We start from the raw sequence: 12,303 nt of genomic DNA on the forward strand, positions 1-12,303 counted from the left end.
CTTTTTTTGTAGTGAACTACTTACACTGATGCTTCATATACAGTGTAAGTTTCCAAATTAACAAGAGTTAGCGTTGCTGTGTATATACCATCTTTAGTGTAGGTATGAGTGATGCCATTGAAGCTCAGGGCAGTACCTTTATCTATTGTCTGCACATATATGTTAATTAATGCGGGAGGTAAATAATGGTCTGGGAAATTACTGCTGAAGAATTGCTGGAGCGGTATGCTGATGGGGAACGTAACTTTGCTGGAATCAAATTGGCTCATTATGGACTCTATGGATTTCGCCGCTCCAAACATAGTGGACTTGATCTCGATGGTGTGGTTTTGCGAGATATCAACCTGCGAGGGGCTGATTTGCGTAATGTCTATCTGATTGGAGCCGATTTGACTGGAGCCGATTTGGGCGGTATTTGCTTGGAAAGTTGTTATTTGGTAGGAGCAATTATCCGCGATGCTAATTTGCGTGCCGCCTGTTTGGATTGGAGCGCTTTCGATAACGCTGACTTGCAAGGAAGTAACTTGGATCACATGAATGCCAATTGTGCTAACTTTCCTGGAGTCCAAATTGGCTCCTTCGAGTACGCTGTTCTCGCTCAAACCTATTTCAAAGGTGCTCATACCGATGACGGTATGATTCGTCGGGGTTCCAATTTGATCTGCCGAACTACCCTGCCCAGTGGGATTGTAGTAGAAGGTCCCCAGTGGGGGAATGGTCGTGATGCCAGATGATAAAAATTCCTCATCTTTTGCCGCGACAATAATTAGGAATGTCAACTTTAATTGTTAGCGATCGCATCAAAATTCCCATCAAACAAAGTAGCTACTACAAAATCACCTCGCATCCTGGTAAAGATTACCTAACGGAATTAAATATTATCTGTTGCTTCAATCAAAGCACTACGAATTCCTGGTTCACTCATCGAATGTCCGGCATCAGGAACCACTATAAATTCGGCTTCTGGCCAAGCGCGATGTAATTCCCAAGCTGATATCATTGGGCAGACTACATCATAGCGTCCCTGAACAATTACAGCCGGAATATGGCGGATGCGGTCTACATTTAAGAGTAATTGATCTTCTGTTTCCAAAAATCCTTTATTCATAAAGTAATGGCATTCAATCCGAGCGAAAGCGGAAGCAAATTCACTCTTACCAAACTTTTGCATGAGTTCTGGGTCTAAGAAAAGTCTACTGGTACTAGCTTCCCAAATTGACCAAGCACGCGCTGCTGTTAATTGAATTTCTAAATCTGGATTGGTCAAGCGTTTGTAATATGCTGCGATCATATCATCACGTTCATCTATGGGAATTGGTTTGAGATATTCTTCCCAAGCATCAGGAAAAATATAGCTAGCACCCTCTTGGTAGAACCAGCGCAACTCCTTTTGTCTCAGCATGAAGATCCCACGCAGAATTAATCCCGTGCATCGAGAGGGATGGGTTTGACTGTAGGCTAATGATAAAGTGCTACCCCAACTACCACCGAAAACCACCCACTTTTCTATACCTAAATGTTGGCGGAGTTTTTCGATATCACTGACTAAATCCCAAGTGGTGTTTTCTCGTAATTCAGCATGGGGAGTACTTTGACCACAACCGCGCTGGTCAAACATGACTAACCGCCATTTTTCTGGGTGGAAATATTGCCGATAAAAAGCTGGACATCCACCACCAGGGCCCCCATGCAGCAAAACGATGGGTTGACCTTGTGGGTTTCCTGACTCTTCAAAATGGATAGTATGAAGGTCGGAAACTTGTAAACTACCTTCTAAGTAAGGCTCGATCGCTGGGTAAAGTTCTCGCATTTTGCATATTTTATCAGTAATGTTGTCATGGCGATCGCTATGTTTTGGTAAAACAACTTTGCTTCTATAAAATGTGGCTTTTAACCGCCCTTTCATTTAAAAATTGCTTCACTGACATTCTCGACTGAGTACCAAGCGTCCATCAGCAAGTCGATAAAGCCCTTGTGGTTCAACTATTGCATCGCCTTTTTTCCAAGCCTGCGATATTGGTTCAACATTACGCACTTCACCTGTAGAATAGATTGAAATTAATCCATCTCCCGGACTACTACGTAAAGCACCAGAACCTGTGATGAAGAATGTACCCTGTTGTTTGGGACTGCGAACAATGCAACTATTGGCGATGAGTGCATTGGTGTCGATGACTTTTGGGGGTAATCCGGTGAAGCTGTTTAGAATGTAACTAGTATCGGGTGCGTTAATATTTGTTATACCTGAAACGCCTAATTCAGAACTTGCAGTAATATCCAGGGTAAACGCAAGAAAATTTATACTTGAGATGAGTTAGAGTGTAGAGGAATCGAAGGTTGTAAAACTTTAAGCATATACTCTTCATCCATGCTGGCTCGCTTTGCTTTTTGACACTATGTCATTTTTCTTGCGTTTACCCTGGCTATAGAAACTCTTTATATCTGATGCATGAGTCTTGCATTTTGTACCTCACTTAAAAAGCAAACTGCTGTAAATGATAAATATTTAACCGGACGCGATATCATATCGTCATATTTTGGCTGGTAAAATTTACAGGTGCAGTTAAGTAACGTTTTGTTCTTTTACCAGAAGTGGTATATTGGCACTTGACCTGACCGAGTACAAACTATGCATAAGCCCACAGGACAGCAAACTAAAGGTGTTGTACTCAGTACTACAGGACAGGAAGGGGAAGTGGGCAGATGAACAAAAATACTGGGCAAAGTAGTGTTTTTTCCTTGTTTAAAGGCGTACCTCTAAGTAGGATTTTGGTAGCGTTGTTTTTGCTGCAAATCTTGCTAGCTGTGGGATTGACTGCATACTTATCAATCCGCAATGGGCAAAAGGCAGTCAATGAGGTAGCTAGCGAATTACGTCATGAAGTTGCCAATCGAGTCGAGCAGAATTTACAAACTTATTTGGCAACTGGGCGTCAGGTACTACGCAGTAATCAAAATGTGATTAACATGGGGTTGCTGAAGATAGAAAATCTGGCAACCTGGGAGTCATACTTAATAGAGCAGTTAAAGATTTTTCCAGATGCGTTGGCAATAACTGCAAGCAATGAGCAAGAATATCTAGCTGTAGAGAAGTTCAACGATCGCCAATTTTTACTCAGAAAGGCCGATAAGTCAACTGGGTACGACCTCTACACCTACATAATTGACTCTCAAGGTGAACGAACTCAATTACCAGAAGTAATCAAAAACTATGATGCGCGATCGCGTCCTGATTATCAAACAGCAGTTACCGCCAAAAAATTCAGCTTTAGTCAGATTTTTACACCCCGCACTGAACCAACACTCCTAATTAGTGCTTCTCTTCCCATCTATAACTCCCAAGGTGAATTACTCGGAGTCAACAGCACTCTCACTCACTTATCACAAATTGGGGATTTGCTGCAAAACATTAAAGTTGGCAAGTCTGGGCAAATTTTTATTATCGAGCGATCAGGGCTATTAGTGGCAAGTTCCACTGCCGAAGAACCATTCCCCTTTCAAAATGGTAAACCTATTAGGTTAGCAGCTTCCCAAAGTGGCGATTCTTTGACTCAAGCAACCGCTAAATACTTAAAAACTAAATTTAGTAACTTTGACCAAATTCAAAGTTTACAGCAACTAGATTTTTCCTTGGACGGCAAACGGCAATTTTTAGAAGTTAGACCCTTTGAGGGCGAACCAAATGTCAACTGGTTGATTATCGTAGCTGTCCCAGAAGCACACTTTATGGGACAAATCAATCGCAACATTCAAACTACAATTATTCTCTGTTTGGGAGCATTGGGATTAGCTACTATATTGGGGATTGTTACCGCCCGGTGGATTACTCAGCCTATTTTGTATTTCAGCACGGTGACGAAAGATTTAACTGATTTTACCAACAGCGATGATTCAGTAGTGAAAGTACAAGGCATTAAAGAATTAGAGATGCTGGGTGGATCTTTGAATGAGATGGCGCAGCAGTTACGCAAAACCTTTACTGCACTAATTACCAAAAATGAAGATTTAGAACTGCAAGTTAAGCAGCGCACTCAAGAATTACAGCAAGAGATTCAAGAACGGATTAACTGTGAGCGAAAACTGGGCCAGTATAATCAAGTACTAACAGAACTGGCAAATCACAAAGCAGTTTTTGAAGGAAACTTAGAAACAGCATTCAAAGTTATTACAGAAAAAGCAGCCAATGCCTTAGAAGTAGAGCGAGTGAGTGTGTGGTTATTCAATAGCGATGCCGACGGCGGGCTGCGCCAACGCACCAAGCTACAATGCATAAGTCTCTATGAACGCAGCAATCAGAGACATTCGGCAGGTTTAGAACGCAACCTTGTAGATTATTTAATCTACTTTAAAGCCCTGGTGGTTTCTCGTACAATTGCCGTTTCTGACACTCGCACCGATCCACGAGTACAAGAATTATGGGATATGCTCGAACCAAATAATATTGTATCCCTACTTGATACCAGCCTTTGGGTTGGAGGGCAAATGGTGGGAACATTATTATTTGAACAGGTTGATATTCCCCAAAAATGGGAACTGAGCGAGCAAAATTTCATTAGCTCAATCGCGGAAATTGTCGCCCTAACTTTAGAAGTATGCGATCGCAAACGTGCAGAATCCGCTCTGCATGAGTCTAAAGAAGCTGCCGAAGTGGCAAATCGTGCCAAAAGCACCTTTTTAGGAAACATCAACCACGATCTGAGGACTCCTTTAAACTCAATTCTGGAAATCACAGAGGCACTCAAAGAGCAAGTATACGGCTCTGTGAGTGAAGAACAGCGCCAGTCTCTAAATATGCTCGAATCTAGCGGTAAAAACTTACTAAAATTAATTAACCAAATCCTTGACTTTACCGACACCGAATCCAGCAAGATAGAACTGCAACTAGCTGCTACTTCGATTCAGGGATTATGTGATTCCAGCTTAAGTTTTGTCAAACATCTGGCGTTCCAGAAAAATATCCGGCTGAGGGCACAAATACCTGAAGAACTCGAACCCATCCAAGTTGATGAACCCCGCATCCGCCAAGTATTTATCAACTTATTGACTAACGCAATCAAGTTTACTAGAGAAGGAGGCGAAGTCTGGATTGAAGTTCAGCCAAGTTCCACCAATGAATATATCTTTTTTAGCGTGGTAGATACGGGTATTGGAATGCTTTCTGATGACCTTTTCAAATTATTTCAACCTTTTGTACAGGTTGAAACTGCCTCTAACTCTCGTTCTCCAGGCACTGGTTTAGGATTAGTGATGGTGCAAAAAATTGTCGAGTTGCACGGTGGGACTGTCCACGCCGAAAGTCAGTTAGGTAAAGGTAGTCGATTTACAGTCAAACTTCCTTGGAAAAAGGCGGGATAATGGGGGGTTAGGGACTTCCCAAGATAAAAATAATTAATCGCAAAGTGATCTGTTGTTAAGCTGTTCTTGAGCATGTCAAGAAAATATCTGAATAGTCGTCTTGGATGGAGGAATTGAGTAATTTAATATTTAGACTTACCTGAGAATTAATATTAATTCAAATGTACTTAGAATCTACTTTTCGAGTAACTCTTACCGCAAGGCAAAAGTCAAGAGTCAAAAGTCAAAAGTCAAAAGTGTTATGGAATAAGCTCTTTAGGGATTTTAAATGGTTGCTCGTCTTGCAAAGTTCTGATGCCTGCGGCGGGCTGCGCCAACGGCGGGAACCGCCGCTCAACGCCAGTTCCTTTAAGTGGGGGAACCCCACCAACGGACTGGCTCAACTTTGCGCTATTTACGCCACCTTGTACTCTGTTGTAAATGGACTCTTGTGCGATCGCATACGAACGCTTTTGGCAGCCCAGAAGCATTGGCCCAAACCTTTATAATTTTGTCAAGCTCCAAAAGTTTTCGATCTACTTACTGTAGGTAGATTTCAAGTAAATCAAAGAACATTCAAAATAGTATTACAAATACTAATAATTTCCGATTGTCGATGAATATCCTGTGTCGCTGTTCCTGGAGATGGAAAAATGGTTTTTATGGAAAGTAAGCGCTCACTCCTCGTTGCTGACTTTCCATCTGTACAACTTGATAAAGACTCTTCTCAAACTTTAGTTCAAATACCGCCTTCACCGCATTGTGAAGTTTGTGTAATTGTTCCAGTTTGCAATGAAGCTCAGACATTGGTAGCAACCCTTACTGCCTTGATACATCAAGTTGATCTAGAAGGACAGCTTTTAGATCCCAAACGCTACGAAATAATTCTGTTGGCAAATAATTGTAGCGATGATTCAGCAGCTATAGCCCGGAGTTTCGCGGGACAACATCCAGATATAGCACTGCATATAGTTGAAAAAACTCTGCCACCAACCGAAGCCTATATTGGTCGAGTGCGGCAGATTTTGATGGATGAAGCATACCGCCGTTTGTCTAGTTTAGGACGTACAAGGGGGGTAATTGCTTCAACTGATGGAGACTCGCAAGTAAGCCCAACTTGGATTGCTGCCAACCTGTACGAAATTAACTGTGGTGCTGATGCTGTCGGTGGGCGAATTATCACTGAGGGTGCTAGTCGTGCGGCTTTAGACCCTTACGCCAGAGCTTGCTTTCTGCGTGAAGTGGGTTACTGCTATTTAATTAGCGAATTAGAAACTTATCTCGATCCCGACCCCTATGACAGCTTTCCCCGCCACTATCAACACTATGGAGCAAGTTTAGCAGTAACAGCAGAAATGTATGCACTGGCAGGAGGCTTACCACCAGTGCGGACTCCTGAAGATGTGGCTTTTTACCGTGCCTTGGTACGGGTAAATGCCCGTTTCCGCCATAGTTTGCTAGTGCGGGTAGTAACTTCGGCAAGACAAATCGGACGTACTGATGTTGGTTTAGCAAATCAACTGAGTAAATGGAAAGAAATGGGACGGCAACAGCAAGCATTTGTAGTCGAGCCAGCAACGGCTATCGAAACTCGTTTTGTTGCACGTCGCCAATTACGACTGATGTGGTGGTGCGCTCTCAATGGCTATCAGCCATGTTATCCCAGTGTCACGTCCTTGGCAGAGATGCTGGGAATTTCAGCTCAATGGCTTGTCCAGAAATTAACGCAACCTTATTCCTTTGGTCAGTTGTTTGAACTAGTCGAAGAACGCCAGCAAGAAGAACAAACTTGGGCTTCGCGCTGGAAATACGTGGATATTAAACAAGCAATTGGGGATTTGCGCTTGCGTCTTGAGAGTTTGCGTCAGTAATTGCTAAGGGAAAGCGTTACCCTACTTTCGGGCAACGCTTCCAAATAAGAAATATCCCATTGCTTTTTAGGCAGCAGAGAGCAGGGAAAGGAAAGTCCTTTTGATTCGATAAATTGGATAATTTATTTTTTGGAGTTCGCCTACAGTAACACTTAGGGAGATCCAAAGCCGTTTCTTCTAAAAGGTAAAACTAAACACTAAAAAATAAGACTCATTTTATTTCTCAGAGGTTGTTTGAAAAGTGTTTCACTGTAACTTTAGGCACTTTTAGATCCCCCCTAACCCCCCTTAAAAAGGCTACCGTGTATACATAAGTCAAATTACCCCCCTTAATCCCCCCTTATAAAGGGGGGAAATAATAAATCTTGTTCCCTCCCCTTTCTAAGGGGAGCCACTGCGTTGGGCGGCTCTGCCGACTTGAAGCAAGTGGCGTGAGGGTTAGGGTGGGGTAAAACTGACACGAAAAACCAGGTGAGTAAACTATTTCAGACTTGTATATACACTGTAGTATGTTAAGGGGGGAACCGGAATCAAAGTCTCCCTTTTTAAGGGAGATTTAGAGGGATCTAAAACTTTTGATACTGACAAGAGGACTTTTCAAACATCCTCTTAAACTCGCTCGAATAAATCAAGTCGATACTCTTCCTCGCGTTGACCTTTTAAATGCCGCAATTTATTCGCGGTCAACTCAAAAAACGAGTCATGAACTTCATCTCCACTCAACGGATAATCACGAGCATAGAGTGTCCAATGAACTAAAAGTAGATGTCCTCCAGGTTCCAAGTGTTCTAAAATGTACTGTTGCGATTTTTTCAGGTCTTCCCAGCTCCAGTAATAGCCAACTTCCGAAATCAAGGTCAAATCAAAGATTTCATCAGGATATTGCTCTGGGACACGCATAATCTGGAACTTAACATTGGAGAGATGCTGACAGCGCTCTATTGCTTTATCCTGAGCTATTTTTGATACATCAATCGAAAGGAGTGAGTCACAACGCTGTTGCAGTTTCTCAGTTAAAACACCAATAGAACCGCCGATTTCAAAGGCAGAGCGATAGCGCTCCTTGGGTAAAGCTGCGATTGTGGCAGCATATTTGTTAGCTTCGTATTCACTCGTCTCAAATCTCCACGGGTCGGGGTTTTCGCTGTAGAGTTTATCGAAGTAGCTGGGTGGTAAGGAGCCGGATTGTGACGGGTTCATAGGTTTTCCTCTATATAAACTTCCCAAGGACGAGTGAAGTTCGCTAACATTTCGGGAGTTAGGCGAAAGCCTTCTGGGTCATCGTCAATTAAGTCTGTAATTTGGGAACGATAAGCAGCGATCGCTTGTTGTTTCAACTCCACTACCGTGCTAATATCCAATCGCCAGGTTGTCACTTCCAAAGATGCTGGCAAACTCCCGCGTTGCTTCCAGTCCCAATCCCAAATAGGATATTCAATCAATCGGGGGGACAAGCGCAAATCATCCAGCGCTGCTTTAATTAACTTCCATGTTGCTCGATGGTCTGCGTGAGGGTCATATCGCCACGGTAAAAAGATAATTTCTGGGGCGATTTCAGTGATGTAAGCACGACAACTAGCTACTGCACTTTCATACTGTGTTGTAATTGACCCATCTTGCATTCTCCAGAAGCTGACAGCATTTCCCTCTACACTTAGCAATTTCGTTGCTGATAGCGTTTCCGCTTCCCGCAATCCCCGGAGTTTATCTGCGGGATATTTCAGAGAGCGAGGGTGTGAAAGTGTACCATCACTTATAACTAATATTTGCACATGACAATTTAAAGACCGTAACAGCGCGATCGCACCTCCACAACCTAATGTCTCATCATCAGGATGGGGTGCGACGATTAGTGCGGAACTACAAGCGATCTCATTAATTGAACGCCAGGGCAAACCACTCGGATTGCTTAGTGGTAATCCAATCAAGCCAGATTTATTCATCATTCCAAAGCAAATTAGCAGGATTACTTTCACCCAAGACATACTGCCCTACATTTGCCAAGGATGCATCAAAAGCAGGTTGACGCAGATACAGAGTCAAATCTCGGATGATGCGTTCCATCGGATTTGGTGGCATTAAGCCACGAGTCCCAACAGAACGTTCGCACAACTGCATTACATCAATGCAAATTTGTTCAATTGCTGTCCTCACCATGTTTGCATAGGCAACGAGTTGGTCTGCTTGCGGCTGGGGAGCTGTGGGATAGCCACCAAATATAGGTGCATAGGCTGCTACCTTATCCGCAGCCCCCCGTAACCAGAGATTACCACTTTCAATGGCGATCGCCATTCTGCCCAGCCGTTCTTTTTGATATGGATCGTTCGTATATTCCAACTCTTGGAGATACTGGCGAGTCAGGTTAAACAGTGCTTCTGCCCCACCTAGTTGCACAGCAGCAAATCGAATTACCCCAACAGACAACCAAGGCTGTCGATAGTAATCTCCTGGCTGTCCAATTAAAGCGCTTTGATCCAACTCTACACCGCTAAAATCCACTTTATAACTAGCAGTAGCTCGCATCCCAGAAGGTTGCCACCAAGCTGGATCGCTAACTGTTGTAACTTCGTCCATCGGCACAATGCATATTTGCCAACCGCCATCTGGCAATACTCCATTAACGAAAGGACGTTCAACATAGCCTGCGCCAGTACAAAACGTTTTAGAACCTTCCAACCGATAACGCCCATTTTCACAAGGAATTACCTTAACACCATCAGATGCTTCGGCATTCCAAACGCCAAATATTTTATGATGCTCACGAGCATCACGAGCATATCTTGTGATTTGTTCTCCAGTCCCAAAGGTCTGAATCAGTTGCAGGGCGTTGATATGTCCTTCATAAATTCGCCCAACTGCCAGATTGCCATGCCCTATCTGTTTTAATAGTATTAGAAGCTCGTAGGTAACATTAGCATCTATTCCTGCACCCCATCCGCCTAATTCTTTCGCCAATGGTGCAGCCAACAACCCAGCCTTAGCAATCAACTCAAACTCCTGCTTGGGAAAAGCACCATTGTAATCTATTACACTGGCATTCTTGGCAGAATAATCAGCAATTTCTGTGGCACGTTTGAGATCCAGAGTAATGTTGGAATCATGCCATTTTGGAATGACGACATTCTGTGGTAGTTGGATGCTAATAACCGACTCCTTTGTATAATCTTTTTTTATGCATTGTTGATAATAATCAAATTAAGTCGTTTAATACCTCTATCTTTTGTGTGATTATATACTCAATAAAAAGGAGTAAAATTTCAATAAGTAACTTTTTACTTATTCGCAACTGATACAACCCCTCAACTGCGTCCTGACGCTAAGACGTTGGTTAAACGTGGGTATATTTATCAACCAAATATAATAAAAGGTAACAAACCTATCAACATTGGCCATTCTTACTTGCTATTCTCAATCCTAGCAAAGAAAGAGACTGATGCTAAAGCAGCTTGGACAGTTCTCTTGTACAGCAGATTGCAAGTTAATGAAGTACAAAAATACCCCACCCTAACCCTCCCCTTATAAAGGGGAGGGAACAACATTTTTTCTGTTTCCCCCCTTTATAAGGGGGGATTAAAAGGGGTAATTTGACTTGTGTATACATGGTAGCCAATACATCGGGGAGATTAAGGGGGGTAAGGATGTACTTCATTTAGATGCAAAATGCTATAAGGTCAGGTTCAAAGGCAACGAACTAAGTACAGCTCGTCGTTAAAAAGGGACGCAAATCAAGCCGCAGTTATCAGGTTATATTTAGTCAACAATTTCAAGCACATTTGTTTAAAAACTGTTTGGCAATTGGACTCCAAAGCACAAGCAACACAACTCCAAAACCTAAAATCAAGAACTGAATGTTGTTTGCAAGTCTTTGTTCGGTGTAGACGGAATTATTAACCTGCGTCCAGGGTACTAAAGTTTTGCCCCAAACCAAAAAATCATCAATTACTAGGAATAACCCCAAAGCATAGGACTTTTCCTCACCCCATACTAGCGGTAATCCCAAAATTTCAGTGATAGCGAGCGTACTTTCAAACAACTGAGTATCTTGATAAGCATGTGCTGGAGCAATGCTGACAATTGTACTGGTTGGGCCAATGCCAAAGATAATTGGCCCAGAGTCAACATCTGCGTGGCCATCAGCGTTGAGGGGATACTCCCTCACGGGGAAAAAGCCTAAGACTGAGGGAACAAACTGTTTGCGAAACTGAGCATACTGCTGTTTTGCAAACTTTGAATCTAATTCTAGTAGAAACGGCAAAAGATAGACTTGACTGGTACCTCGTGTGCCAATCTTAATTTCACCAGTCACAGCGTCAATTTTGTGAGGAATTAAATTTGTTTGTGGATCAAGATGCTGGCGAGTATAGCTAACCCAACGCTGAATTACTGGTTGATAATTACTATCAAACAATTCATCGTGCAAAGCTAAAGATGCTAAAGCTACGGTTTGATCACAAGGCCAAGCTTGTCCGGGATAAGCATCAATGGTTACAGTGGGACTTTTTGTAAACGCCTGGGCTAACTCTTGAGATTGGGCACGAAATCGAGTAATATCTTGGAGCGATCGCTCTTTTGGTGACTGAATTTTTAATAGTCCACCCAACAACCGATTACTCCAACCTAAATAAAATACACCATTGGCAACTTGGGTATCTGCTGTGAAAGGTGCGCGTCCTTCGGGTGTATCTACTTGAGATAAAACCCAACGCACCTCTTTAATTGCTTGTTGGCGAAGAGGTTCGGACTTTGAAGACAAAGCAACATTCACCCAACTGTAACCATAGATTATATGGCTAAAAAACCATCCTTCTGGGAAAAACGCCTGCATCGTTTTTCCTTCACCTGCATTTAACCGTCGTTTGATGTTCTTTAATTGCATTAGTGCATCAGGACTAAGTTGTCCAGGTGCATAATCTTTGGCTGACACTGTTAACAAGCAAAAATTAACTCGGAGTACAAGTAAACTTATAGCAATAGTTAAAAAGACATAAGTCCAATAACCAAATTTCTGCAATCTACTCATATTAATTATCTCTAACAGATTTATTCTCTGTGTTTTCCTACTAAGAATTATCTTCTCCTATTTTCGACCCTTTTTTCT

General features: G+C 42.5%; 9 protein-coding genes. 4 read left to right on the forward strand and 5 right to left on the reverse strand.

Features of this window, described 5'->3' with window-relative positions:
- Positions 1–185: 185 nt before the first annotated feature.
- The gene (locus V7L12_RS16305; RefSeq protein WP_335085639.1) at positions 186–734 is read left to right on the forward strand and encodes a pentapeptide repeat-containing protein; all 549 of its coding nucleotides are present in this window, start codon (positions 186–188) and stop codon (positions 732–734) included.
- A gap of 137 nt (positions 735–871) precedes the next feature.
- Here V7L12_RS16305 and pip read toward each other — a convergent pair whose 3' ends face one another.
- Positions 872–1,810, reverse strand: coding sequence for a prolyl aminopeptidase (gene pip, locus V7L12_RS16310; RefSeq protein WP_335085714.1), 939 nt, complete (start codon positions 1,808–1,810; stop codon positions 872–874).
- Between the two features lie 893 nt (positions 1,811–2,703).
- Here pip and V7L12_RS16315 point away from each other — a divergent pair.
- The 3 genes from V7L12_RS16315 to V7L12_RS16325 all read left to right on the forward strand — a co-directional run bounded on the left by V7L12_RS16315 (position 2,704) and on the right by V7L12_RS16325 (position 7,205).
- Complete coding sequence (locus tag V7L12_RS16315; RefSeq protein WP_335085640.1) at positions 2,704–5,355, forward strand: sensor histidine kinase; 2,652 nt, start codon at positions 2,704–2,706, stop codon at positions 5,353–5,355.
- A 272-nt stretch (positions 5,356–5,627) separates the two neighbouring features.
- Complete coding sequence (locus V7L12_RS16320) at positions 5,628–5,843, forward strand: hypothetical protein (RefSeq protein ID WP_335085642.1); 216 nt, start codon at positions 5,628–5,630, stop codon at positions 5,841–5,843.
- Between the two features lie 153 nt (positions 5,844–5,996).
- Positions 5,997–7,205, forward strand: coding sequence for a glycosyltransferase family A protein (locus V7L12_RS16325; RefSeq protein ID WP_335085644.1), 1,209 nt, complete (start codon positions 5,997–5,999; stop codon positions 7,203–7,205).
- 609 nt (positions 7,206–7,814) lie between these two features.
- Here the strand turns inward: V7L12_RS16325 and V7L12_RS16330 are convergent.
- The 4 genes from V7L12_RS16330 to V7L12_RS16345 all read right to left on the reverse strand — a co-directional run bounded on the left by V7L12_RS16330 (position 7,815) and on the right by V7L12_RS16345 (position 12,225).
- A complete protein-coding gene (locus tag V7L12_RS16330) occupies positions 7,815–8,405 on the reverse strand; it encodes a class I SAM-dependent DNA methyltransferase (RefSeq protein ID WP_335085646.1) in 591 nt (196 codons plus the stop codon).
- Complete coding sequence (locus V7L12_RS16335; protein ID WP_335085648.1) at positions 8,402–9,151, reverse strand: PIG-L deacetylase family protein; 750 nt, start codon at positions 9,149–9,151, stop codon at positions 8,402–8,404. Before V7L12_RS16335 ends, V7L12_RS16330 begins: the two co-directional genes overlap by 4 nt.
- Complete coding sequence (locus tag V7L12_RS16340; protein WP_335085717.1) at positions 9,141–10,379, reverse strand: acyl-CoA dehydrogenase family protein; 1,239 nt, start codon at positions 10,377–10,379, stop codon at positions 9,141–9,143. Before V7L12_RS16340 ends, V7L12_RS16335 begins: the two co-directional genes overlap by 11 nt.
- A 589-nt stretch (positions 10,380–10,968) precedes the next feature.
- Positions 10,969–12,225: a hypothetical protein gene (locus V7L12_RS16345; RefSeq protein WP_335085650.1), complete on the reverse strand. Its 1,257-nt coding sequence runs from the start codon at positions 12,223–12,225 to the stop codon at positions 10,969–10,971.
- Positions 12,226–12,303: the final 78 nt, after the last annotated feature.

The organism is Nostoc sp., from assembly GCF_036918245.1.
Taxonomy (GTDB): Bacteria; Cyanobacteriota; Cyanobacteriia; order Cyanobacteriales; family Nostocaceae; genus Nostoc.